This window comes from Paenibacillus sp. FSL L8-0435 (assembly GCF_037965655.1).
In the GTDB taxonomy this organism is placed as follows: domain Bacteria; phylum Bacillota; class Bacilli; order Paenibacillales; family Paenibacillaceae; genus Paenibacillus.
In genome coordinates this window covers 4,311,777-4,336,224 of the sequence record NZ_CP150185.1, presented here as the reverse complement: position 1 = coordinate 4,336,224, position 24,448 = coordinate 4,311,777, and the positions used below count along the sequence as shown (strand labels likewise).

Annotated in this window: 23 protein-coding genes; 20 read left to right on the top strand and 3 right to left on the bottom strand. The window is 43.2% G+C overall.

All coding sequences use genetic code 11. The annotated features are described in order from the left end of the window. Positions 1-13: 13 nt before the first annotated feature. Together NST33_RS19200 and NST33_RS19195 are read left to right on the top strand one after the other, a co-directional pair. Positions 14-550, top strand: a complete 537-nt coding sequence (locus NST33_RS19200) for a hypothetical protein (RefSeq protein WP_339304738.1) — start codon at positions 14-16, stop codon at positions 548-550. 29 nt (positions 551-579) lie between these two features. Continuing rightward, the gene (locus NST33_RS19195; RefSeq protein ID WP_221820478.1) at positions 580-1,308 is read left to right on the top strand and encodes a DUF1361 domain-containing protein; all 729 of its coding nucleotides are present in this window, start codon (positions 580-582) and stop codon (positions 1,306-1,308) included. A 141-nt stretch (positions 1,309-1,449) separates the two neighbouring features. Here NST33_RS19195 and NST33_RS19190 read toward each other — a convergent pair whose 3' ends face one another. Further along, a complete protein-coding gene (locus tag NST33_RS19190; protein ID WP_221820480.1) occupies positions 1,450-2,388 on the bottom strand; it encodes an alpha/beta hydrolase in 939 nt (312 codons plus the stop codon). Positions 2,389-2,572: 184 nt separating this feature from the next. Here NST33_RS19190 and NST33_RS19185 point away from each other — a divergent pair, with 184 nt between their 5' ends. Both NST33_RS19185 and NST33_RS19180 read left to right on the top strand, forming a co-directional pair. Next, positions 2,573-3,166 carry a TetR/AcrR family transcriptional regulator gene (locus tag NST33_RS19185; RefSeq protein WP_221820482.1) on the top strand — a complete coding sequence of 198 codons (594 nt, stop codon included), beginning with the start codon at positions 2,573-2,575 and terminating at the stop codon, positions 3,164-3,166. Positions 3,167-3,308: 142 nt separating this feature from the next. Beyond that, a complete protein-coding gene (locus tag NST33_RS19180) occupies positions 3,309-4,331 on the top strand; it encodes a serine hydrolase (protein ID WP_221820484.1) in 1,023 nt (340 codons plus the stop codon). A gap of 84 nt (positions 4,332-4,415) precedes the next feature. Here the strand turns inward: NST33_RS19180 and NST33_RS19175 are convergent, their stop codons facing one another. Continuing rightward, the gene (locus tag NST33_RS19175; protein WP_221820486.1) at positions 4,416-5,396 is read right to left on the bottom strand and encodes a serine hydrolase; all 981 of its coding nucleotides are present in this window, start codon (positions 5,394-5,396) and stop codon (positions 4,416-4,418) included. 252 nt (positions 5,397-5,648) lie between these two features. Here NST33_RS19175 and NST33_RS19170 point away from each other — a divergent pair, with 252 nt between their 5' ends. The 13 genes from NST33_RS19170 to NST33_RS19110 all read left to right on the top strand — a co-directional run bounded on the left by NST33_RS19170 (position 5,649) and on the right by NST33_RS19110 (position 19,408). After that, positions 5,649-5,918 (top strand): DUF6809 family protein, encoded by a 270-nt coding sequence (locus tag NST33_RS19170; RefSeq protein ID WP_339304734.1) that lies wholly within the window; start codon positions 5,649-5,651, stop codon positions 5,916-5,918. A gap of 283 nt (positions 5,919-6,201) precedes the next feature. Then, positions 6,202-7,509 carry an SPFH domain-containing protein gene (locus NST33_RS19165; protein WP_221820489.1) on the top strand — a complete coding sequence of 436 codons (1,308 nt, stop codon included), beginning with the start codon at positions 6,202-6,204 and terminating at the stop codon, positions 7,507-7,509. 53 nt (positions 7,510-7,562) lie between these two features. Further along, on the top strand, positions 7,563-8,252 hold the full coding sequence (locus tag NST33_RS19160; protein ID WP_339304731.1) for a hypothetical protein: 690 nt from the start codon (positions 7,563-7,565) through the stop codon (positions 8,250-8,252). An 18-nt stretch (positions 8,253-8,270) separates the two neighbouring features. Then, positions 8,271-8,645: a hypothetical protein gene (locus NST33_RS19155; RefSeq protein ID WP_221820493.1), complete on the top strand. Its 375-nt coding sequence runs from the start codon at positions 8,271-8,273 to the stop codon at positions 8,643-8,645. Positions 8,646-8,732: 87 nt separating this feature from the next. Then, positions 8,733-9,209, top strand: a complete 477-nt coding sequence (locus NST33_RS19150) for a hypothetical protein (protein ID WP_221820495.1) — start codon at positions 8,733-8,735, stop codon at positions 9,207-9,209. A gap of 290 nt (positions 9,210-9,499) precedes the next feature. Further along, positions 9,500-10,852: a glucoamylase family protein gene (locus tag NST33_RS19145; protein ID WP_221820497.1), complete on the top strand. Its 1,353-nt coding sequence runs from the start codon at positions 9,500-9,502 to the stop codon at positions 10,850-10,852. A 434-nt stretch (positions 10,853-11,286) separates the two neighbouring features. Beyond that, the gene (locus NST33_RS19140; protein ID WP_339304729.1) at positions 11,287-12,081 is read left to right on the top strand and encodes a helix-turn-helix transcriptional regulator; all 795 of its coding nucleotides are present in this window, start codon (positions 11,287-11,289) and stop codon (positions 12,079-12,081) included. Positions 12,082-12,216: 135 nt separating this feature from the next. After that, complete coding sequence (locus NST33_RS19135; RefSeq protein WP_260632696.1) at positions 12,217-13,173, top strand: aldo/keto reductase; 957 nt, start codon at positions 12,217-12,219, stop codon at positions 13,171-13,173. Positions 13,174-13,310: 137 nt separating this feature from the next. Next, the gene (locus NST33_RS19130) at positions 13,311-13,907 is read left to right on the top strand and encodes a cupin domain-containing protein (protein ID WP_221820503.1); all 597 of its coding nucleotides are present in this window, start codon (positions 13,311-13,313) and stop codon (positions 13,905-13,907) included. A gap of 202 nt (positions 13,908-14,109) precedes the next feature. Continuing rightward, positions 14,110-14,790, top strand: coding sequence for a hypothetical protein (locus tag NST33_RS19125; RefSeq protein WP_221820504.1), 681 nt, complete (start codon positions 14,110-14,112; stop codon positions 14,788-14,790). A 548-nt stretch (positions 14,791-15,338) separates the two neighbouring features. Then, positions 15,339-16,928, top strand: a complete 1,590-nt coding sequence (locus NST33_RS19120) for a methyl-accepting chemotaxis protein (protein WP_339304727.1) — start codon at positions 15,339-15,341, stop codon at positions 16,926-16,928. 24 nt (positions 16,929-16,952) lie between these two features. Then, positions 16,953-17,378, top strand: a complete 426-nt coding sequence (locus NST33_RS19115; RefSeq protein ID WP_221820509.1) for a chemotaxis protein CheW — start codon at positions 16,953-16,955, stop codon at positions 17,376-17,378. Positions 17,379-17,392: 14 nt separating this feature from the next. Next, a complete protein-coding gene (locus NST33_RS19110; RefSeq protein ID WP_339304725.1) occupies positions 17,393-19,408 on the top strand; it encodes a chemotaxis protein CheA in 2,016 nt (671 codons plus the stop codon). Positions 19,409-19,504: 96 nt separating this feature from the next. On the opposite strand, the gene NST33_RS19105 is transcribed toward NST33_RS19110, so the two are convergent. Further along, positions 19,505-20,389: a LysR family transcriptional regulator gene (locus tag NST33_RS19105; RefSeq protein WP_036672843.1), complete on the bottom strand. Its 885-nt coding sequence runs from the start codon at positions 20,387-20,389 to the stop codon at positions 19,505-19,507. Positions 20,390-20,501: 112 nt separating this feature from the next. Between NST33_RS19105 and zwf the strand changes: the two genes are divergently transcribed. The 3 genes from zwf to gndA are packed head-to-tail and all read left to right on the top strand — an operon-like array spanning position 20,502 to position 24,208. Further along, positions 20,502-22,025 carry a glucose-6-phosphate dehydrogenase gene (gene zwf, locus NST33_RS19100; protein ID WP_339304723.1) on the top strand — a complete coding sequence of 508 codons (1,524 nt, stop codon included), beginning with the start codon at positions 20,502-20,504 and terminating at the stop codon, positions 22,023-22,025. Between the two features lie 38 nt (positions 22,026-22,063). Next, entirely contained in the window at positions 22,064-22,729 is a 666-nt protein-coding gene (fsa, locus tag NST33_RS19095) for a fructose-6-phosphate aldolase (RefSeq protein ID WP_076210039.1), read from the top strand. Between the two features lie 60 nt (positions 22,730-22,789). Next, positions 22,790-24,208: an NADP-dependent phosphogluconate dehydrogenase gene (gene gndA, locus NST33_RS19090; RefSeq protein ID WP_036613463.1), complete on the top strand. Its 1,419-nt coding sequence runs from the start codon at positions 22,790-22,792 to the stop codon at positions 24,206-24,208. Positions 24,209-24,448: the final 240 nt, after the last annotated feature.

Here is a 24,448-nt window from a genome sequence, read left to right as displayed (position 1 = left end):
TGGTTAAAGAAAGATGGAAGAGACCCATTGGAGTGTAGCAAAGGATTTGTTCGTCAAACATTACGGGAGCGCTATACAGATGCATCGAGAAGGCGTGTATGCAGACTATAAGCGATGGGACGTACCCCAAGAGTTAGAGGAACAATGGATAGGGGAGCGAATTCAACAATTAAGTTCCGAGCTGTCTATCATGAATTGGGATGCGGTGGATGAACTTGCTTTGATTGCCAAACATCGGACAGAACCGACAATTGTTACGGCAATTACTGCATTTGCTTCAAGACAATTGAAGAGTGCGGACAGTATGGTTCGTCTCGTGTATGCTGAACGTCTGATTGAGCTGATTAAACGGTATGAATCCTCTCTGTCGATGGACAAGTTACGGGAAACCTATCAATTGACGATGGACTTGCTGGTCGATGTGGCAACTAAACCGTTGGTGATTGATCCAGGCCATGAATTACAACAGTATGGATTAAAGGATAAGCGTGGATTGAATTTGCGTGTTGAAAAGAATAAGGAAGAAATCATCCGCTATTTTCGAAACTAATTGAATTTTACCAAGTGAGGTCAGAATCATTGAGAAAACTGAATTATATTCGCATATTTATTTTCCTTAGTGTGGTCACAATAGTAACGCTTGGGTTGTACTATGTAGCCGCAGATTGGCTGGATCAGCGTTATTTCCGCTTCCTGATCTGGAATCTGTTCTTGGGCTGGATTCCTTTTGTGTTCTCTTATGCAGCCTATCTTCTAAGTAATGTGAAATGGAAAGGTGCCGCATGGCTTGCAGTCGCAAGTGGTCTGCTGTGGTTGTTGTTTTTCCCGAACTCCTCTTATATTGTTACGGATCTGGTTCATCTGACAGCGAGGAGTTCCCGGTATTATGGTGGGAACGGAGTGGACTACACGTATTGGTACGACTTGAGTGTTGTATTAATGTTTGTCTGGACTGGACTTCTGCTTGGATTCCTGTCGATGTATCAGCTTCAGGAAGTGATCTTTCACCGAATTGGGCGCTGGGCATCCTGGATCTTTGTACTGGCAGGCTGTGCTTTGGGAAGTTACGGGGTATTGCTTGGACGTGTATATCGACTGAATAGCTGGGATGCACTGACGAATCGCGAGACGCTGATTGAACTGATGCACGAGAGTGTAAGCCGCCCGTCTCTGGCGTTTTGCCTGTTTTTTGGCACGTTTATCACTACAATCTATGTCACATTGTATTATCTGATCAATACGAGGTCTCCCCGTGAAATGAAGAATAGTGCAGGGAGTCCAGAGTCGGACCTGCAAGCGTTACGCTAACATATTTTTTAAAAAAGCCGAACTTATTAGATCTAATCTTAATGTACATTGCTTGAAGGGCTGTTCCAAGTCATACACATGGCTATTGGAACAGCCCTTTAACATTGGATCGAGCGGAGGATGTTCTGAAGAAAAATACCTCTACTTATCAGAGATTAGCTCAAGGATTGTTTTCACAACCAGTTCAGGTTCATCGTGAATAATCATATGCCCACTGCGGGTGGCCACAATGAGCTGACTATCCTTCGATATATTCAACATGTTCCGTTGTCCCGATTGCCATATGGATTCGAGCTTCTGCCCAATGTCAATCGAAATCCCTGCACTAGCATAGTCTTGAGGACGTCCTCGTGCAATGATACGTACAGGGATTGATCCAAGACTTTGGCCACGAATGGCATCTTCTGTTGAATGGGCGAGGAGGGCTTCTTCTTCTTTGGCGTGAAAATAGGAAGGGGTAGCAATCACATTAACAAAGGTATCCCGATCTTGCTTGGCAACCAGACCATCAAGCATAAAGTCTGGAAATAATCTGAAAGCTCCAGATACCTTCAGTAAAGATAACAAGGAGGCAGGCGGGTTTCCCTGAAACTGAGCCTGTTCCAACAGAGCCTTTGTATTCTGTTCATCATCCTCAGGTCTCGCATCAATGAGGACAAGGCTCTGAACCTCATTTGAATAGGTCTGTGCAAAGAGTCTGGCATACATCCCCCCAAGTGAATGACCTACCATAACGTAAGGGCCGCGTATGTTCTCCTTCTCCAGAGCTGCATGTAAATCTTTGACGATATTTGCACCTGTACGTTCTGTAGGTGCAGATTCACTCCAGGCATATCCTGCGCGATCATACGTGACCACCGTTGCATGTTGGGCTAGTTCCGCAGGAATGTCCCTCCACGACAAACTGGTCTCACCACTTCCAGCCTCCATAAGTATGGTCGGTGAACCATTGCCTTGTTTATGAATGTGTAGTTGGTAACCGCCGACTTGAACTAACGTACCTGGAGGTGGAAAGTCCTTTTTGGCCTGCGACGAAGCAAACCACTCATAGAGGAATGCGGCACCGATCAGTAGTAGCATTGTGCAGAATAACCTTATTATGAAGATGGAAAACCTGAATTTCTTGCTTTTTGAGGCTGGGGTAGTTGTATGCATGATCTTATGAATTCCTCTCCTACAGCTGTTTTTATATTTTAGTACAATGTATTAAAAAGATTATAGCACAGTGTATTACAAAAAGAGAAGTTTGTTGTATAATGTTGTCATGCCAAAAATCGTAGATCATGAAGCTCAAAGGAAAATCGTTGCTGATGCAGCAATCCGGGTCATTCAAGAGCATGGACTTGAGCATGCTACCGTTCGGAATATAGCAAAGGAAGCGGGACTATCTGTAGGTTCCATGCGTCATTATTTTGCCACACAGGCCGAATTGTTCACCTTTTGCATGAATCTTTTTGCAGAACGGGTACAGAAAAGGGTGGAGGCATTACAGATGAGTGGATCTGTACTGCTGGATATGAAGAATCTGCTCTTGCAATTTCTCCCGTTGGACGAAGACAGAATGATGGAAATGGAGGTCTGGTTTTCGTTTACAGCCAAATTATTGGTGTACCCCGAATTAAAAAAGTTAAGTGATCAGATGCATCAGGGGATGTATCGATCGGTTCAATGGGTGATAGAGGAGTTGCAGAAGCAGGGGATGACACATCCTGAACTGGATGCTGAGATGGAGATAGAGAAGTTATATGCTCTTGTGGATGGACTCGCCATTCATATGTTAATGCAGCCAGATAGACTTACGGTAAAACGAGTGGAACAAGTGATTGATCAGCATTTGAGCATGCTATGTCAAACTTAATCTTACGTTGTCTGAAGAAGGGTTATTTCCTTTTATAAGGAGTAATCCTTCTTTTTATGAAAATTTGGCAGGTATGCAGGATATGACGAAGAATTAAGAATGAGAAAGTAATAAATACATAGACAAGCAGGTGAACAACAAAATGTTGAATGCAGTAGAGCTGACAACAAAAGTGGAAGAAGTCATGGAACGCGTGAATTTTTCGGGTGTTGTATTACTCCAGCAAGCCGGGAAAACCCTTTTGAATATGAAACGTGGTTATGCGAATCGCAGTGAAGAGCTTGCCAATCAGGTGGACACACGCTTTGGAATTGCATCAGGATGTAAGATTTTCACGGCAGTGAGTATATGCCAACTAATTGAAGCGGGTAAATTGTCTGCTGATTCCAAGCTTACGGATGTATTGGATGTGGAGTTTCCACTATGGAACGAAGGAATTACCATTCAACAGTTGTTAACACACACGTCAGGCATTCCGGATTATTTCGATGAAGAAGTGATGGAAGACTTTTCAGAATTATGGAAAGACAGACCCGTTTACGCGATGCGGCGATTAAGTGACTTTCTGCCCATGTTTCAACATTTGCCAATGAAGTCTGAGCCGGGTGAACGTTTTCATTACAATAATGCGGGTTTCATTGTGTTGGGGCTTATCGTGGAGCAACATTCAGGACTGTCGTTTACAGATTATGTGGAGGAGCACATTTTCAAAAGGTGTGGCATGAAGGACTCCGGTTATTTCTTAACAGATCAGCTTCCGCGTAACACAGCTTTAGGGTATATCGATCATGAAGATGGCTCTTGGAACACTAATATGTTCTCCATTCCTGTCAAAGGTGGATCAGATGGTGGAGCCTATGTTACGGCACCGGATATGATTCGATTCTGGGATGCTTTACTGGGTCACCAATTGTTAAATGAAGAGACGACACAGCAGTTATTAACTCCACATGCTCATCAAGAGGATGAAGAGTACTATGGGCAGGGTATCTGGATTGACCGCAAGGGGGAAGACATTTTCAAATTTCATGTTATGGGGTTCGATCCAGGTGTGTCGTTCATGTCTTCCGTGTATCCGGACTATGATCTACAACTGGTTGTGCTCTCTAATCAAGAGTCTGGTCCTTATCCAATAACAATTGCTATAGAAGAAGCTTTGGCATGACGAATAAACCCTCAACCTATGGGCTGGTTATGGCCACAAGGTTGGGGGTTCATTGTCAAACAGGATAGAAGGATTGTTCTCCGTTTATAACATTTTCCATAGCTCAGGGGCGATTAATCGAGGAAAAACATCCAGCGGAGGTTTCTCTTTCTTTCGTTTGTCATTGGTTAACACCGTAACAAGTTCGAGCTCTGGGACAATATATACATACTGACCACCAAATCCTCGCGCGTAATAATAATGGAGATTGGGTTTGTCGTCTTCAGCAGCAATATTTTCGGAGTCAGACCTTTCGTTCGGATAGACATCCACCCACCAATGCCAAGCATAACTGCCGCGATTCGGTGGAGTGACTGTAATGAAAGGTTGTGTCGAACGGGAAACGAGATCACTTGAAATGAGAGACTCACCCTCCCACATACCTTGCTGTAGAAACAGCTGACCGAATTTCAGCAGATCTATGGGTAACATTTTAAGACCGAATCCGCCAGTATGAACACCTTGTGGGTCGCTTTCCCATTCATATTCCTTAATTCCCAACGGGCCAAAAAGATAACGTTCCGCGAACTCGGCTACGTTCATACCTGCATTTTGCATCAGGATGGCGGATAGGATCTGTGATACTCCTGAGTTGTACTCCATATATGTACCGGGTACATGGCTTAGGCGTTGTTCCAACGCAAAATCCACCCAATGATCGGTGCGGGTCATGCGAGGGAATGAATTCTGCCCGCCGAACTCATCCCAGTTGAATCCGGCTGTCATGGTAAGCAGTTGTTCCAGCGTGATCGCTGGTTTGCGCGGGTCAGGATCGGATGTCAACTGTGGGAAAAAAGTAGAGATTGGGGCCGATGCCTCTGGCAACAAACCTTTATCCATCGCTATACAGATGAGGGCGGATAGCACACTCTTGGTACATGAATTGATTTTTGCAATATCAGTCGCAGCCTCTTGGTTGCGGTAGTGTTCGTACATAATCTCACCGCGCACGCTGACGAGGCAGCTACGCAGATCCAGCGGTGGAATGATCTGTTGTAACTTGGATGACAGTGATGAAGGATTCATAGTGTCCTTTCTGTGCGGTTGATTTGTTATAGGATTTGTAGAAATGGGTGTCCATTATCTTAGCATACTCCCGAGGTAGGGCTCAACAAGCGCTACATTATTATGTCAGCGCAAGCATGCAAAATGCGATATCCTATGAAAGCTATAAGAATCACATGCGAATATTGCATAAATCCCCAGCATTGTCTGACAAACTTATATAATTGTCATGAGAAGAGCACAAGACATTTATAAGAGAAAGGGGGCTGTGATGTGGGAAATATAATAGAAGAATTATATTACGGTAACCTGAGACCAGAGGAGAATATTGTTCCTAAAGATTCGGAGTATCGATCTATTCATAAGGAGATTACAGCTTATATCGAAAAATTCAAGAGAGAGCTTTCGGAGGATGACTTTAAACAGTTGGAGGAACTATTAGATATGACAGATCAAGTTCACTCTATGCATTCAAAAGAGGCTTTTGCCAGTGGTTTCAAAATTGGGACGTTGATTATGATCGAGAGTGGATCCTCAAGCTAATATCTTGATTTTTCACAACATGTGGTTATATAGTTACCTCTTTCCTATGAAGATATGGAAGAGGTTTTTACTAATATAAACATGCCAATATAGGAAAAATATCATATGATAAATGAACTATGTTAGTGCGTATTAAGGTTAGAAATGGTAAAATATGAATGCCTAAACATGGAACAAGTAGATGAAAAATAATTAAATATAGGAAATAATGTAGAATCAGTGTTTTAGCAAAAGAACTTTATAGTAAATTATAGTAATCTAATACTGAATTGAGGAATTAAACATGGCGATTATTGACGTAATTAAGTATGATGGCTCACCTGATGTATTTGCTTGGAAACATCCCGAGACTGAACTGGGAACATGGACTCAGTTAATTGTGAATCAATCTCAACAAGCAATTCTTTTCAAGGATGGAAGAGCGCTTGATATGTTTGGACCCGGAAGGCATACGCTGAGTACTGCGAATATCCCAATCTTGAACCGTCTCGTTAACCTTCCGTTCGGAGGAAAGTCACCTTTTGCAGCAGAAGTATGGTATGTCAATCAAGTAAGCGCATTGGACGTTAAATGGGGAACGGCGAATCCGATTCAGATCCAGGATCCCAAGTATAATATTATTGTTCCCGTAAGAACATTTGGACAAATGGGAATTAAAATCTCGGATTCACGAAAATTTTTGGTCAAGCTTGTGGGAACACTGCCTGAATTTAACCAAGCTAATATGATTAATTACTTCCGTGGGTTGATTATCATGAATATTAACTCCATGTTGTCATCATATCTAATACATAGAAAAGTAAGTGTTTTGGAGATCAATGCATATATCGCCGAGATATCACGACATTTTGCAGATACGGTAGCTTCTACTTTTGAAGAATTTGGTATTGAGTTAATCAACCTGTATATTCACAATGTTAATCTGCCTGAAGAAGACCCTTCCGTCATTCGATTAAGAGAAGCGTTGGCACGCAAAGCTGAGATGGATATTATTGGGTACACATATCAGCAAGAACGTTCGTTTGATACGCTTGAAGGTGCAGCGAAGAATGAAGGAAGCATGCAGTCAGACATCATGGGCGCAGGGCTTGGTATGGGGATGGGAGTTGGTCTAGGGGGTTCTTTCAGTGGCGAGATGTCCCAGATGTCTAAAGTGATGTCTACGAAGGAAACGCCTGCAGTAAGTATATGTAAGCAGTGTCATCATCCGAACCAGGAGAACAGCGCTTTTTGCAGCAAATGTGGCAATTCATTAGCTGAAAAATCCGCAGCGACAACTGATTGTAACAATTGTGGACATGCCTTGCCACAGGGAACCAAATTCTGTCCTAACTGTGGTGACAAATACCATGCATGTCCATCATGTGGGGCGGATAATGCGGAGAACGCATTGGAATGTATCCAATGTCATCAACCGATGCCTAGCCCATGCCCTAACTGTAACCATATGAATTCCGGTCATACAAAATTCTGTGGCAACTGTGGCACAAGTTTAAGCTTGAAATGTAGTCGGTGCCAACATGAAGTAAAACCCGGCCAGAAGTTCTGTCTCGATTGCGGAAACAATCTGCAAGAAGGAGGACAGGCATAGTGATGGTAAAACGGAGCAATCTCTTGATTTTGGATGTCGTCTATTTGATATGCATGTTAGTATCGTCAATCGTTTCTTTTACGGTGTTTAATCATGCGCTTCTATCGTTTTCTTTTTGGATGAATCTTGTTGCTTCTTATGTAGCGATTACGGCAATTTGGATCTACGCACGGTTCATCATGCAAAATATGGATCGGTTTAAACGGTTTGTTCCAGGTTACACAGCGTTAGGTGTAGTATTGGTTATTTATCTGATTTGTGTGATGATCTACACGTTGTTAACAGGTTCAGCAGATCATGCGCTTCGTTGGTTCGTATTGTTACACACGGTAACGATTGCGATCGCAATTATTTTGTGCGGAATCATTATGATCTATATTCAGAGTGCGCGCCGTCATGAAACAGATGAACATACAAAAATCGCAAACTTACAATTAATCGAAAAAGCCTTACAGCAATTGCTTCATACCATGGTGCAACATTCCGTCCTAACTGTGGAAGAGGAGCGCAAAACCGTTCAGTCATTAATTGAACTTGTAAAGTATAGTGACCCAATCACTCCGGATTCCCTTGAGAAAAATGACCGCCAGATCTTGCTGGACATTGAGTTGATGAACAGTGAGCTTGCAAATCAGTACGAAGCAGGGGAATTGGTAAATAGTGAACGTTTTGCTTCGCAACTATCCCAGTTAAGGTTCCGTTTGAAAGAGCGCAATCAACAGATTATGACAAGCAAATCATAAATTGCAGGAGGAAATGCCGTGAAAAGATTTTTTGGAATTATATTAATTATCATTTCGTGTCTGACGATCCTGTTCTCTTTAATCATGCTGTCTGAAGGAACGGAGATGGCCATTTTTAGTACAATTGTGTTTTTTATACCAGGGGTTATCGTACTTGTTACGGGAATTAAAATGTGTGGTCGACCTAAATCTCGTTCTAACACTGATCAATACCATCACAATTCTAATGATAATCAATATTACGAAGATCAGCATAATGAGAAATATGAAGAGAAAGATGAACTTCAAGAATCTGTAGCCGTGAATTGTTCAGGGTGTGGGGCCAAGGTAAAGGTATATCCTACTTTGTCTGCGGATTGTGAGTATTGTGGAACGACAATGAGGATCTCTTAAACTGCATAGCTGACTCAATGACTTCTTTTACGGATACTTGTAATATACACAGCTAGGTGTAGTGTGATGTTTTAAGGAGGAATCGTGTTGTTAAGGAAGTTATTTGGACTCTTTTTTATGTTTTATGCCATTGCGATCCCGATTGCCATGTTTAATGCAAATAATTTCAGAGGTACTAAAAATCTCATTGCTATGGCTGGATTTATGATCGTTGAATTTTTGTTTTTATATTTTGGTATTAAATTGCTTAGGAAAAAACGTGTCCCGGAACGAAAGTTTTATGGAGGAGACTATGGAGGTCATCTTGATCGCGAAAATGTGAATCCGCATACTTATTCAAGTTACAATAGCAACACCGTGAGTTACAGTAGTCATAATACAATTAACTATACAGAGATCAATTTTTCAGATAAGGAAAACACTGAAGAGAAAGCCGATGAAAAAGTTGAAGAGCCACAAAGGCCTGTTTCAGTGAGTTGCCCGGGGTGTGGGGCGAAGGCAAAAGTGCTTCCTAAGCAATCAACGGATTGCGAGTATTGTGGAACAACAGTTGTAGCAACTTAGAACGGTTCAGAATGGATACGAGAAGGATTAAGCCTGATTCCTATGGAGTCAGGCTTTTTATCTCTTCAATTTAGAATCTCTAAAAGACTCTCAAACGATCAAATCGTCATATAATTCCACGTGAGTTGCCTTAATGTGGTCCCTTTAATGAAACGTTTCGAATTCACATTTATTAATAATCCATATTATATTCAGCGCTTGTAAGCGTTCTATTTTCTTGTTTACGGAAATGGGAAAATTATGATAACATATACACGAAACGTTTCGAATCCATTTGAAGGGAGAAAATCATGAAAAAAGTAAAACAATTCAGCTTCATTTTAACTTTTTGTCTATTAGCTAATCTAGCTTTAACTCCTATGGCTTCAGCAGGTAACTCAAACCATTTAATTGGATTTCGAGCAGAATTGAAAGCGATTGCATATAAGACCTATACGTTTTTTGAGGACTATACGGATCAGAACACTGGCTTGACTTACGATGAAGTACGGCACACTGAAAACGAGACAGAAGAAGCTAAACGTACCTCGCCCACAAACATCGCAATGTATATGATGAGTACCGTTTCAGCGCAACAATTGGGCATTATTTCGAAGAAAGAAGCTGTACATCGCCTGCAAACGACTATAAATTCCCTCGAGAAGTTAGAAAAGTGGAACGGTCTATTTTATAACTGGTATAACACAGATGACGGTTCGGTGAAGAAAGATTGGGGCCAATTTATTTCCCAAGTCGATAATGGCTGGTTATCCGCTGGTTTAATTGTTGTTGGGCAAGCCTATGAAGAACTTCATGGGGAAACAAGCAAGTTGGTTACAAATATGAATTATACTCCGCTATATGATCCTGAAGTCGGCCAATTCCGCGGCGGTTATGATGTGGCTAAAGGAGCGCTGACGGACCACCATTATGGGATGTTTTATACGGAACCACGTGTAGGCAGCTATATTGCTATTGGGAAAGGTGACGTTCCTCAAGATCATTGGTGGAAGATGTATCGCACATTACCTCAAGAATGGGATTGGCAAGCTCAGATTCCTCAAGGCAAATCCGTTAAGTACGATGGAGTGGATGTGTTTGAAGGAAGTTATGTATACAAGGATAAAAAGTTCGTACCAAGCTGGGGAGGCAGCATGTTTGAAGCTCTTATGCCCGGTATGGTCATAAAGGAAAAAGACCTGGGTACTCAAGCTTTGGGATTGAACAATCAGCGTCATGTCGAATTGCAGATCGAATACGCCAAAGAAAAAGGGTATGCCGCATGGGGCTTCTCACCTTCTGCCACTCCGACAGGTTACAGTGAGTTTGCAGCAACGCCGTTAGGTACCTCAGGTTACAAAGATGGAGCAACGGTAACAGCACACGCAACATTCCTTGCTCTGGATTATGCCCCAGAAGCTGTTCGAAAGAACATTAAAGCTTTAAAGAGCTTCAAAATGTTTGGCAAACATGGGTTCTATGACTCAGTCAATGTTGAAACGGGAGAACTTGCAAAAGCTTATCTGGCACTGGATCAAGGGATGATTATGGTGTCGATTGCCAACTATCTTCAAGATGGAGTTATACGCGATTATTTTCACAGTGATGTGATAGGGCAGACGCCAGAAGAATTATTGAAAAAAGAAGTGTTTTCCATCCAATGAAGGAGAGGAGAACTTGTTATACCGATTGTTCAAATGGAACGAAGCAGCGTGTTTTCTGCTTCGTTCCATTTGCATTTGTCGACCATCGGGCCTTTTTAAAGTTAATTGGACAATCATAGCGCAATTGCTTGCCGTTCACTTGATGAAATAGTCATCAAAACTTGAAGACAATACGGATTGGAGAGGTAAATAAACAGCAAATGTTCGCATTCCTGCTCCGTGACCGTCCACACAGTACACATCACCAACTCCGGGGATCATGGATGTTCCTTTTGTTCTGCACCATTCGATGCTAAGCTACTTGTAAACGAAGTACTCTGTAGAACTAATAATAGATGAATTATGTCAAAGTCATTCAGAGACTACCATTTTGGGATAGAGTCGAATAGGCTTGAATACTTTTATAAAAAGGAACGATGTCTATGGATACAGGTATGAGCCGTAACAAAAAACTGGGTGAGTTTTTGAAATCACGGAGAAGCCGCATTCAACCGGAACAAGTTGGCTTGTCAGGATCTTATGGACAGCGGAGAACACCCGGTCTACGGCGGGAAGAAGTAGCGGTGTTGGCTGGTGTCAGTGCAACGTATTACACATGGCTCGAACAGGGCAGGGAGTTGGCGGCTTCACGTGAAGTGATGCAGAGTATAGCGGATGCGCTCCGTTTAACCCCGGAAGAGAAGAGTCATCTGTTTGACTTATGGGACCCTAATACGGAACATGAATTCCTTGCTTCGTATTCGCAACTGGAGCCAGGTTGGCAGAGTATTATTGGTCAGTTGACCCATCCTTCCTTTATTACCAATGAACGTTCTGAGGTACTTGCCTGGAATGAAGCTGCAGATACGAACCTCTTCAACTTCTCGTCGATGAATGTGAATGAGCGTTTAATGATGCGGATTTTATTTCTGGATACAGCGCTCAGGGAGCGTATGCACAACTGGGAGGAATTCGCGCGGCACTCGGTAGCGGTATTCCGTACTTATTATGACAAGTATACGAGCGACCCCGAATTTAGCAGAATCGTGAAACAATTAAGTGAAGAAAGTGTGGACTTCCGAACGATCTGGAACCTGCACCAAGTTGAGTTCAAACAAGTCAATCGTGTCCTGCTTGAAACGACAGATCGGGCAGATGGCGTTGTGCATGCATATGATATTTTTTCCATGAATAATCTGAACAGCCAATCAGGCATTCATTGTTGTATTTACGTTCCTGTTGCCATATAGAAAATTGATCAAACTGGTAATTTCTTTACTAGCATAAATAGAGTGTGGTTGGGATCTCGGGAGTGAAATAGAATGAACTCAAGTTCATACGTATCTAGTTGACGTTTCTATTTCAAGATGAAAAGAGGGAGCCACATGCTCAAAACAAGAACACTGGGAAATGATAAATTACAAATATCTGCGCTCGGCCTGGGTGTAATGATGATGCCAGATAATGACGAATCGGTACATACCATTCAGGGCGCGCTAGATGCAGGAGTTACCATGTTTGATACGGCGGATCTGTACGGAGCGTATGAAAAACAGCAATTTGGAGGGAATGAAAAACTGCTTGGGCGCGCACTTCAAGGTCGAAGATCCAAGGCAATCGTTGCCACCAAATTTGGTATAACACACACGCAGGGCCCCAAGGGAGATCCAGCCTACATCAAAAAATCAGTAGATGCGAGTCTCTACAGTCTGGGAATGGATTATATCGATCTGTATTATCAACATCGTCCTGATCCGAATACACCCATTGAAGAGACGGTAGGCACACTTGCCGATCTGGTTCAACAGGGGAAGATTCGATATATTGGTTTGTCCGAAGCGCCAGTAGAGATCATTCGGCGTGCACATGCTGTTCATCCAATTACAGCGTTACAGACCGAATATTCATTATGGAGTCGAGAGCTTGAGGATGAGATTATGCCTATCCTGCATGAATTGAACATTGGCTTGGTTCCATACAGCCCATTGGGACGTGGCTTCCTGACAGGTCAGATCCGTTCAATAGAAGATCTGCCGGAAGATGATTATCGTCGTCACTATCCACGTTTCCAAGGTGAGAACTTTCAGAAAAATCTGGAGGTAGTTGGCTTGATTCAAGAGATGGCTAAGCAAAAAGGATGTACAGTCTCTCAACTTGCTCTGGCCTGGTTGCTTGGAAAGGGAGAACATATCGTTCCGATCCCGGGGACTCGCAACCTGGATAGAGTTCATGAGAACTTAGGAGCGCTGCAGGTTTCGCTTACGGATGATGAGATGAACCAGATCGATCACATATCACCTCAAGGCATTGCAGCTGGAGGCAGATTCCCTGGTCAAGTTTAGTTTGTTTATACATGATGCCAAGCAACCTAAAGTTCAGGATTAAAACACTATATAACATGTGTCAACGGTATTATCTTTCTATTCTCCGGCATACAGTACAACAATGAGATGTATGCCCAAGGAGGAGAAATGATCGTATGATAAATCCGATTTTGCAAGCCCCGAATGTTCCGCTGGCAGCCGATTCCAATGCGGTTGTCAATCATCAGAGGGATTCACGCAACTATGTAACCCAGTTGTTTGGAGAACAACTGCCGACCATTGCGAATGGGTTCTTCAACGTGTACTTAAGCAAAGGAATCATCGTGCAGCCGCACTGGCACACCAATGTCACGGAGATGGTTGTTGTCATCACCGGTGAAGTTACAGCATCAGTCTTTAATCCGTTTACGCGTGAACGATTGACATATCGTCTGAAACCAGGGCAAGTTGTGGTATTTCCGAAAGGCTGGTTTCACTGGTTTGTCGCTGAGACAGATGATGTATATTTATTAACAATCTTCGATCAACCAACGCCTGAAATTGTGTTTGGAGCGGATTTCTTGGCAGCTACACCGCCGGAGGTGGCTCACCGTGCGTACTGTTTGGATGAGGAGGCATATGCGAGAGCTGTTGCTTCTATTAAAAATGATGCGATTCTGGGCCCTCCAATAGGGTGTGATACGCAGGTTTCTGATCAATCGACTTCACCCTCCAAGACGTCCGTGTCACCATCCAATAAACAGGAGTCTTAATTCAAGCTTCCTTATTCATGATCAAAGTACAAAGCCTGTAACTGGAGAATAACAGTTGCAGGCTTTTTGATGTGTCGATGTAATAATTGTATGAAGTCCAAGGGATTGACATTATATTAGAAAATAATTTAAAAGCCTGAGTCAGTGTGTTACGTTCTCTGTTAATATAGTATGAACATCCAACAAAACGGAGGACTCATGAATGAACATATCAGAACTGAATACGCTTGAAACTGCAATGAGTTATGCACCGATTTTGATGTTTGACAGAGCCGAACCCTTTTATCCTGATTTTGTTGGCATTTCTGTGTTGCATCAATCTGGGCCTTCACCATCGTTCAGAAGAGACATTAAGTTTCCGACCGAGGCAGTACAATATGTAATTGAATATGCAATCTGGTGGGATTATGAGATTGGACATCTGTATGAAATGGAACATGTATGGGTTTATGTGGGTCATGACGGAGAGGTAGTAGACTGTGAAGCCAGCTTTCATGGGAAGGTGCTGCGCGGATTGTTGAAGGAACGGGTCAATGTGATTGGACGTCATGTATGTCTGTACTCGCAGCCTGGCAAACATGCTTTCTCGCCACTTCCGGTTGTATTTGAGTTACTGCCAAACCTGTATAGTGCAGCAGGTGCCGAAGCTGGATGTGATGGGCTACTTGTGAATGAGTTGTTTCAAGATTATTTTGAAACGAATGAACAGATCAATGCTCAGGTAGAGCGTTATCTGCAGACCAAAGCGTTTGTACCTACCATGGAGTTTGAAGAATATCTACTAAAACCGGAGATGTTCATGACGTGGGATAATCTGTTTGGTATTATTCCGCATAGGATCAAGGTTCGCTTAATTGAACTGGAGCAGTTATATAACACATAATTAATTAATTTTAAACGGGTTTTATATTAATTTAAAGTATATTTTATCGCTTCAAAACCAAACTTTGTTGATTCGGGTTTGGTTTTTTTTATGGGAAAATAGACTCAGAATGGGTGAGATTTTATTAGACTTAAGTCTTGAAATGTTGAGTGTGTACAGCGAAACACATCATTTTTTTGCATGGAAAATGATATTTGTTATACGTATGAACTATACAACTTCTTATGTAAATATAAGAAGATCATGTCACATGAAATTTTATATGGAGATGTAAGTATAAGTCAATGCAGAATTTAGATTATACGTATGTATGTAAATGGAAAATGAAATTTAATAGGTAAAAAGTATAATTTATATTAAAAAGAAGATTCTTTATATCTGAAATAAAAATTCATAATAGTGCAAATTTATAGAAATAAAAATCTCCTATTCAGTTTTAATATATTTATGTCGAAATAGATCGTAAGTTGTCTAGAGCGCGACCTAGAGAAGGGTTTACCAAGCGTTATATACATAACTGGACACTACGATGCCTAGGAGGAGATTACATGAAGTGGTTTGGGAATTTGAAAACAGCAACAAAGATTATCTCAGCGTTTTTAATTGTGTCGATAATCCTTGCGGCGCTTGGCGTCTACTCTGTAGTAACATTGAGAAGTACGAATGAACGAATGCAAGAGATGTATAACAACAATCTAATCTCAGTTCGTGAGCTCTCTTCAGCTCAGGTTGATTATCAGAGATTACGAGTTAACGTACGTGATTTGAATTTCGAAACTGTAGCAGCAGAACAGACCAGAATTACAGAAAATATTGCCACGATTCGTCAATCCATGGAGGAGCGACTTGCTACGTACCGTCCTCTTGCGACTACCCCGGAAGAAATGGAATTGCTTCGTAAGTTAGATACCCAATACAGTAGCTATATGAAACTTTATGATCAAGGCGTCACTATGGCGCTATCAGAGGATGATGCAGCTTTTATTGAATTCCTGAAATCGACATTGAAATCACCTGGTGATGAGATTGTAAAAACACTCGCGGACCTGGTGAATCTTAATGTAACGTTGGCAGATCAGGCTAACACGAAGTCTGAAGAAGCCTACACAACGGCCTTTACCGTTACAATTGTTATGGTTGTTGCATCTGTACTCTTCAGTATTCTGATCGGTTACATTATCTCTCGTTCCATTTCCAAGCCACTCATGGCCATGTTGGGTCTGGCAACGGAAGTCGCTAACGGAAATCTGACTCTCCAGTCAGACATCTCCAGCAAAGATGAAGTGGGTCAACTGGCCGCAGCTCTGAATCGTATGGTCGACAATCTGAAAGGGTTAGTCAACAATATCGTGATGAACTCCCAAAGCGTTGCCGCTTCTTCGGAACAGATCTCAGCAAGCACACAGGAAATTGCGAGTACCAGCACAAGCCAATCCAATGAGGCAGGAAATATCTCCGAATTGTTCAAGGAGCTTTCACTTGCCATTAACTCCGTCGCTGCAAGTGCGGAAGAAGCGGCTGAACTGTCCAACGATACGGTGAAGACTGCTCGTGAAGGTGGGCTTGTTGTACAGACTTCATTGGAAGGTATGCAAGCTGTTAATACAAAAATGACCAAGCTTGAAGATGATTCTCGCAAAATCGGTGACATCATTGAAGTGATTGACGATATCGCTGAGCAGACCAATCTGCTCGCGCTGAATGCTGCTATTGAAGCGGCACGTGCCGGAGAACAAGGACGAGGATTCGCTGTAGTCGCAGATGAAGTCCGGAAGCTTGCCGAACGAAGCGGAGAGGCGACCAAAGAAATTACAGCCATCATCAAAGCAATGCAGGAAAATACGAGACAAAGTGTGCAAGCCGTAGCAGCCAGTGTTGAGCAGTCTTCCATGACTGGACAGGCTTTTGATCAGATCATTGATATGGTCAATAACTCTTCACAGAAAGTAAACGAAATTGCTGCTGCATGTGAAGAAGAAGCAGCCCAAGCCGCAGAGGTGATGAGCTCTGTTGAATCCATCTCGGCTTCCAGTGAAGAATCTGCGGCTGCATCGGAAGAGACTGCGGCAACGTGCCAGTCTTTGGCACATCTGGCGGAAGAGCTGGCAAATTCGGCAGCGGCCTTCAAAACAAATTAATAAAATTGAATTGAGGGTGAATTGATGTCTTCACTTCAGAAGGAACAATATATTGAACTGTCTGTAGGTGCAGAGACCTGTGCCATTCGAATTGAAGAAATTCACGAAATTATTAAAATGCTCAGCATTACAGATATCCCATTCAGCCGCCCAGAGATAAAAGGGGTAGTTAATCTGCGTGGCAAGGTTGTATGTGTGATGAGTCTGCGGAACCTGCTGGGTATGCCGGATGAACCGGACACCAGAGCCACACGTATTATCGTAGTTCGACATCAGGAAGAATATATTGGCTTGATCGTGGATCGCGTGAACAAGGTAACCACATATTCGGACATACATCCGCCAACTGGCGGATATGGTCGTAACCGTGAAGATTTATTCCATGGTGTGGGTCAACAGGAAGACAAGCTTGTGGGCATTTTGAAACTGGACGAAATATTGGGCGGTTAGGGAGGTATATACGAATGATGGATTTGTCTGCCTACCGTGACATCTTTATCGAAGAACTGAATGATCAACTGGAACGTATGGATCAGTCTTTATTGGCATTGGAGCTTACGCCTTCTGTAGAGCTGGTTCAGACGCTGTTTCGGGCAGCCCATACCATCAAGGGATCGGCATCCACAATGGATTTTCGTGAATTAAGCGACCTCACGCATGAAGTGGAGTATGCTCTTGAATGGGTCCGGGAGAAAAAACCGGAGATGACTTCGGAGCTAATTGATACGTTGTTCCGCTCTTTGGACGCCATGAAGGTGCTTCGTGATCAGTACATCCGTGGGGAAGCCTATGCGGACTTTCGAGCGGTAGTACGAGAAATAAAGGATTTAATTCAGACCCCGGCAGTAGTTGGGCAACTTAAAGTACCTCAATTGCAACCAGCAGAATCGGTTATGGCACAGGTGGCTATAGTATCAGGCAAGCAGTTATTGTCCCTTCATATTGTGCTGGAGCAGAAGTGCATGATGAAAGCGGCCAGATATCATATTTTACGGCAAAGCATTGAGGACATCTGTGGTACGGTTATCGCTACTTCGCTCATGGAGAGCCAACCGGGCGCGCAGAATGAAGATGATCAATATGGTCAGTTCATCATCATCGTAGCAACATCGAAGGACCCACAGCAGCTTAAGGGAGAGCTGTCTTCAGACTTGGATATTCATAGGCTGGAGATTGATCCATATCTGCTGGAATCCAATGAGGTTGCAGCGACTTCTGCACCACTTGAATTAATCTCTGAAACAGAGCAAACGAAACCAAGCTTGCCTACCGTGAATACAACTGGCTCGGATGAGAAAGTGAAAGCTGCTCAACCTACAGTTCGTGTGAATGTTGAGCGTCTGGACCATTTGATGAATTTGGTCGGTGAACTGTTAATTGATCAGACATCCCTTGCGGATCTTAGTGGATCGGGCGCGCGTAAGGAGTCTTCAACACTCATCCAGAGTATTAGTGGTGTATCCGATCATATGGGCAGGGTGATCAAGGAACTTCAAGAAGGTGTAATGAAGACACGGATGTTACCCATTGATCAACTATTCAGTCGCTTCCCAAGATTGGTTCGTGACCTTTCTCAGAAGCTGGGTAAGGATCTGGAACTGGTTATCCAAGGTGGAGAGACTGAGCTTGACCGGATGATTATTGAAGAATTGAGTGACCCGCTGATCCATCTCATCCGCAACAGTGCAGATCATGGCATTGAAAGTGCAGAGGTTCGGGCGGAGAACGGTAAACCGTTCAAAGGACGTATTACATTAACTTCGTTTCATGAAGAAAATCATGTTGTCATTCGTTATTCGGATGATGGCAAAGGTATTGATGGTGAGAAGATCAAAGCTTCCGCCTTGGGCAAAGGTATCATTAGTGAGGAACAGGCTGCACGTCTAACAACACAGGAAGCTGTCCATCTCATATTTGAGCCCGGTTTCTCCACAGCTTCTTCTGTCAGTGAAGTATCGGGGCGCGGCGTTGGAATGGACATCGTGCGTAGCCAGATCGGGCGGCTCAACGGTATCATTGATATTGATACGGAGGTTGGTGTTGGCACCACGTTTACGATTCGTCTACCACTTACTTTGGCGATTATTAAAGGTCTGTTAGTCAAAGTATCGGGTCGTGTTCTAATCTTGCCGATGTATAATGTTGCTGAGATTGTTCGAATTTCACCTGAAGATATTCAGATGATCCAGGGACAGCAAGCGATCCTGAATCATGGACGAATTGTACCTTTTCACCGATTGTGCGACAGGCTCAACTATCCACGAACGGACCGTAAATCCAAAACCATTCCACTGGTGATCGTGCGTTCCGTTGATAAAATTGCAGCTTACGCAGTAGATGAGATTATAGGAAATCAGGAAGTCGTTATTAAGACGCTAGGTACGTATCTGGGAGCGATGAACCATCTATCTGGAGCAACGATCCTCGGTAATGGTAAGGTTGCCCTTATCTTGGACGCGTCCTATCTGGTGAGTCTTTAATTGTTAGATAAAAACAAACATGATGCAGGCCAAAGAGCCTCATCATCCATAACTGGATGGTGGGCTCTTTGTTGTACCTTTTGACATTGTGATCACTCAGGATTTGAAAATGAGATCCATAAACCGGTTGGCAGCCAGAGAAATTGGCATATTACGTTTGGTCATAATCCCCACATGGGAAGGGGGGAGCGGGACATCAAGCTGAATTTCGAAGAGAGAACCTTCCTCCAGCTCTTTGGAGATGAACTCACGTGTGACATAGGAGATCCCCAGTCCTCGACGCGCAAACTCAATCAACAGATCAACGCTACCAACCTCAATCTCAGGTTTCAACGTGTAATTATAGCTGTTAAACAACTCGGTAATAGCCATCCGAACCCGGCTGTTCCGGGAGAAGAGGATAAGTTGATGCTCGAGAAGCATCTCAAGTGTCATGACTTTACCCTTCAACTGAGCATAACGTTCCCCAGCTACAAAACAGTCCTTCAACTGAATACTTTCCCTGACTTCTAGCTGTGGATCAACAATGGGCATCCGAACAACACCAAGATCGATCTTGCCTTCTTTCAGAAAGGTAATCACTTCCGGCGTGGTTCCATGACTTAGATGCAGCTTGATGTTAGGGTACAAGGTGTGGAATTCCTCTAGATACGCCAGCATGTAATGCTTGAACAGGGAGTCACTGCCACCAATCCGGAGTTCACCATTGTCGAGATTCTTCAGTGCGGCCATTTTTTCTTCCGCAAGTGAGATCAGAATCTGGGATTGTTCAATATAGGAGTATAGACTGGCACCTTCCTGTGTCAGCGCTACACCCTTGGAATTTCGATAAAACAAGGTAAGACCAAAGCTCTCTTCCAATTGCTTAATGGCATGACTGACGCTGGGTTGAGTGATATACAGTGCTTTCGCAGCCTGTGTCAAACTTCCCGTTTTGGCGGCCCAATAAAAGACTTTATATAGTTCGTAATTTGTCGTCATAGATGTGGTCTATAGCTCCTGTGAAATATATTAATTACTTGTATGGCTATAAAACGTATTATAGTGTAACTACAACAAAGAAACCAGAGTTACTTGGAAGGAGAACGGTGAGATGGAACCAACTACCATTGTTTTATTTGGTGCTACTGGCGATTTAGCCAAAAGAAAAATATATCCTGCCTTATATAACTTATATCTTGAGCAGAAGCTTCCTGAAACCTTCTCATTGATTGGTCTGGGGCGTAGAGAGTGGTCTGATGAATTCTTTCAGGCACAAGTGGAAAAATCATTAAATGAATTTTCCAGACGCCAGGCTGATCCTGAAGTTGTGAAGTCATTTGTGAAAGCTTTCCGCTACAGTGTATTGAATATAAGCCATAAGGAAGATTATATAAAGCTGTTAGGATTAGTTGAACAAAGAGAAGCTGAGCTTGGCATTCCGTCCAATCGCTTGTTTTATCTCTCGGTTGGTCCGGAATTTTTCGAACCGATTGCCGAGAACATTCAAGAAAGTGGACTGGGTTCCACAGAGGGCTGGAAACGTCTCGTCATCGAGAAGCCATTTGGTCACGACCTGCAGTCTGCCAGAGACCTTAATCGCAAATTAAGCGAATCTTTTACCGAGGAAGAGATTTATCGGATTGACCACTATTTGGGCAAACCGATGGTACAGCGTCTGGAGACGTTGCATCAGAGTAACCCAATCATGAAGGCATTATGGAACAACCGTTACATCTCCAATGTTCAAATTACGGCGAATGAGACTGTAGGTGTTGAAGAACGTGCATCCTATTACGATCATGTTGGTGCAGTGCGAGACATGTTCCAGAATCATATGTTGCAATTGCTCATGATGATGGCGATTCAGCTTCCATACAACAGTACTTCCGAAAAAGTTGGATTGAAGAAAAAACACATTATGGAGTCAATTCAGCCGTTACAAAAACAAACTGTGGGCGCAAACATCATTCGTGGACAGTATGCAGAAGGTAACATTCAAGGTAAACCGGTAAATGCGTATGCTGCTGAACCGGGCGTAGCCGAGAATACGATGAATGACACATTCATTGCTGCCAAATTGCAAATTGATGATTTCTTCTGGCGCGGTGTTCCGTTTTACATTCGCACGGGTAAAAGAATGAAGGAGAAATCAACACGTATCGTGATTGAATTCAAAGAACCTTCAGGACAGACAAATGTGCTGAAAAACAAGGGTTCCAAGCCAAACCTGCTCGTCATAGAGATGAGTCCGGATCAGAGCATGACATTGCAACTGAATGCAAGTGATCCTGAGAATAAAGGTGAATTCAAACCGGTTCATATCGATCTTTCTCCGGATAAAGGTGACCTCGCGGAAGCTTACGAAAATCTGATTCGTGATGCCTTGCTGGGTGATCCAACTTTCTTTGCCCACTGGGATGAAGTAGAATTGTCATGGGCGTGGGTGCAGCCAATTCTGGATGCATTCCAAGAAAATCTGTTACCACTTCACCTGTATCCTGCGGGTAGCTATGGACCGGCTGAGTCAGATACTATGCTTGAAGAAGAAGGTCACCACTGGTGGTTTGATGAGTCGTCGGATCAGGAGTCTGTAGTTACAGATAGCATCCCCTTGGCAGTTAATGCAAATCTCTAAACCAAAATAAAAAAAATATATCTGGAGGTAATTAAATCATGAAATTTTTTATCGATACAGCTAACGTGGAAGATATCCAAAAAGCATACAAAATCGGCGTATTGTCTGGTGTAACAACAAACCCATCTTTGGTAGCCAAAGAGGGCGTGAAATTCGAAGATCGTATTGAAGAAATCTTGCGTTTGGTACCTGAAGTGGAGTCCGTTTCTGCGGAAGTGACACCAGATGCCCTTACTGCTGAAGAAATGATCGCGCAAGCAGACGAATTGATCAAAATTAACAACAGCGACAAAAACATTACGATTAAATTGCCAATGACACTTGCGGGACTGGAAGCTTGCCGTTACTTGACCAAAAAAGGCGTGAAAACCAACGTAACATTGATCTTCACTGTGAACCAGGCGCTTCTGGCTGCTCGTGCTGGTGCGACATATGTATCCCCATTCCTGGGACGTCTTGATGATATCTCCGAAGATGGCGTACAATTGGTTGCCAAAGTTGCCGAATTGTTCCGTACACATAACCTGGATGCACAGATTATTGCTGCTTCTGTAAGACATCCGGATCACGTTACACGTGTTGCAATGGCTGGAGCACATATTGCTACTGTTCCATTCTCCGTCATTGAACAAATCTCCAAACACCCGCTGACAGATCAAGGTATGGACAAATTTGCAGCGGACTGGAAAAAAACAGTACAATAATCTATAACCATTCATTCGTTTCAACTTACTATATAAATAATGGAGTATTGGGAGGACATAATGAGTAAACAACAGATTGGTGTTATTGGATTGGCAGTAATGGGTAAAAACCTGGCTTTGAATATTGAAAGCAAAGGTTTCTCGGTAGCGGTATTTAACCGTTCCCCGGAGAAAACGAACGATCTTCTGAAAGAAGCAGAAGGTAAAAACCTGACAGGTGCGTTCACCATTGAAGAATTCGTGGAATCCCTGGAGTCTCCGCGTAAAATTCTGATCATGGTGCAAGCAGGTAAAGCAACAGATGCAACGATCGAGCAACTACTTCCTCATCTGGATCAAGGCGACATTATTATCGATGGAGGTAATGCTTACTTCCCTGACACACAACGTCGCAGTAAAGAGCTGGAAGAAAAAGGTTTCCGCTTCATCGGAGCAGGTGTATCCGGTGGGGAAGAAGGCGCACTGAAAGGCCCGGCAATCATGCCAGGCGGTCAGGAAAGTGCTTATCAGTTGGTAGAACCGATCCTTACAGCGATCTCTGCCAAAGTTGGCGATGACGCTTGCAGCACATATATCGGACCAGACGGTGCCGGACACTATGTGAAAATGGTGCATAACGGTATCGAGTACGGAGATATGCAGTTGATTGGTGAAGCTTATCACTTGCTCAAATCCGTATTGAACGTTTCCGTTGAAGAGTTGCATGAGATCTTCACCGAGTGGAATCAAGGGGAGCTGGACAGCTACCTGATCGAAATCACGGCAGATATCTTCTCCAAATACGATCCAGAAACAGGCAAACCAATGGTTGACGTTATTCTGGACGCGGCTGGACAAAAAGGAACAGGTAAATGGACAAGCCAAAGTGCGCTGGATCTCGGCGTTCCATTGTCCATGATTACGGAATCCGTATTCTCCCGTTTCCTCTCTGCGATGAAGGACGAGCGTGTAGCAGCTAGCAAAATCCTGAATGGACCAGCGACTGAAGCGTTCTCCGGCGACAAAAAAGCGTTCATCGAGAACGTGCGTAAAGCATTGTTTGCAAGTAAAATCGTATCCTATGCACAAGGATTTGCACAAATGCGTGCAGCTTCCGATGAATACGGCTGGGATCTGAAATACGGTAACATTGCCATGATCTTCCGTGGCGGCTGCATCATCCGTTCGCAGTTCTTGCAAAACATTAAAGAAGCATATGACAAAGATGCAGAACTCAAAAACCTGCTCTTGGATCCTTACTTCCAAAACATCGTTGAATCTTATCAAGGCGCATGGCGTGAAGTTATAGCGGCTGCTGTAAAACAAGGTATTCCAGTACCTGGCTTCTCCAGCGCACTGTCTTACTACGACAGCTACCGTACAGAGCGTTTGCCAGCAAACTTGCTGCAAGCTCAACGTGACTACTTCGGTGCTCACACATTCAAACGTGTGGACAAAGAAGGTTCATTCCACTTCCAGTGGATGGACACAAACGAGTAATTTTAATTCCGAAAATAAAGCATTCCTGCGGTTGTCTTTGAATTTAACTATTCAGGGCGACTGCAGGAATGCTTTTTCTGGTTTATGGTACGAATTTGAATATCATCAAATTGTAATAAAATGTACCTATCTGGCTTTTGCAAACAGGTGATCTGACCCTTCAACTACGTTATACTTGTTCAGACGGACTTGTGTCCGTGATGAAAATTCAGAATACAACTTATTGACGTGGAGGTTAGA

What these genes read in the sequence shown, in the direction of transcription:
- NST33_RS19190 (WP_221820480.1), bottom strand. Translation starts at nt 2,388, where the DNA reads ATGCTACTACTGATCGGTGCCGCATTCCTCTATGAGTGGTTTGCTTCG.
- NST33_RS19145 (WP_221820497.1), top strand. Translation starts at nt 9,500, where the DNA reads ATGAAAAAAGTAAAACAATTCAGCTTCATTTTAACTTTTTGTCTATTA.
- NST33_RS19130 (WP_221820503.1), top strand. Translation starts at nt 13,311, where the DNA reads ATGATAAATCCGATTTTGCAAGCCCCGAATGTTCCGCTGGCAGCCGAT.
- NST33_RS19120 (WP_339304727.1), top strand. Translation starts at nt 15,339, where the DNA reads ATGAAGTGGTTTGGGAATTTGAAAACAGCAACAAAGATTATCTCAGCG.
- NST33_RS19160 (WP_339304731.1), top strand. Translation starts at nt 7,563, where the DNA reads ATGTTAGTATCGTCAATCGTTTCTTTTACGGTGTTTAATCATGCGCTT.
- zwf (WP_339304723.1), top strand. Translation starts at nt 20,502, where the DNA reads ATGGAACCAACTACCATTGTTTTATTTGGTGCTACTGGCGATTTAGCC.
- NST33_RS19175 (WP_221820486.1), bottom strand. Translation starts at nt 5,396, where the DNA reads ATGAATCCTTCATCACTGTCATCCAAGTTACAACAGATCATTCCACCG.
- NST33_RS19200 (WP_339304738.1), top strand. Translation starts at nt 14, where the DNA reads ATGGAAGAGACCCATTGGAGTGTAGCAAAGGATTTGTTCGTCAAACAT.
- NST33_RS19125 (WP_221820504.1), top strand. Translation starts at nt 14,110, where the DNA reads ATGAACATATCAGAACTGAATACGCTTGAAACTGCAATGAGTTATGCA.
- fsa (WP_076210039.1), top strand. Translation starts at nt 22,064, where the DNA reads ATGAAATTTTTTATCGATACAGCTAACGTGGAAGATATCCAAAAAGCA.
- gndA (WP_036613463.1), top strand. Translation starts at nt 22,790, where the DNA reads ATGAGTAAACAACAGATTGGTGTTATTGGATTGGCAGTAATGGGTAAA.
- NST33_RS19105 (WP_036672843.1), bottom strand. Translation starts at nt 20,389, where the DNA reads ATGACGACAAATTACGAACTATATAAAGTCTTTTATTGGGCCGCCAAA.
- NST33_RS19140 (WP_339304729.1), top strand. Translation starts at nt 11,287, where the DNA reads ATGAGCCGTAACAAAAAACTGGGTGAGTTTTTGAAATCACGGAGAAGC.
- NST33_RS19115 (WP_221820509.1), top strand. Translation starts at nt 16,953, where the DNA reads ATGTCTTCACTTCAGAAGGAACAATATATTGAACTGTCTGTAGGTGCA.
- NST33_RS19185 (WP_221820482.1), top strand. Translation starts at nt 2,573, where the DNA reads ATGCCAAAAATCGTAGATCATGAAGCTCAAAGGAAAATCGTTGCTGAT.
- NST33_RS19180 (WP_221820484.1), top strand. Translation starts at nt 3,309, where the DNA reads ATGTTGAATGCAGTAGAGCTGACAACAAAAGTGGAAGAAGTCATGGAA.
- NST33_RS19135 (WP_260632696.1), top strand. Translation starts at nt 12,217, where the DNA reads ATGCTCAAAACAAGAACACTGGGAAATGATAAATTACAAATATCTGCG.
- NST33_RS19165 (WP_221820489.1), top strand. Translation starts at nt 6,202, where the DNA reads ATGGCGATTATTGACGTAATTAAGTATGATGGCTCACCTGATGTATTT.
- NST33_RS19110 (WP_339304725.1), top strand. Translation starts at nt 17,393, where the DNA reads ATGATGGATTTGTCTGCCTACCGTGACATCTTTATCGAAGAACTGAAT.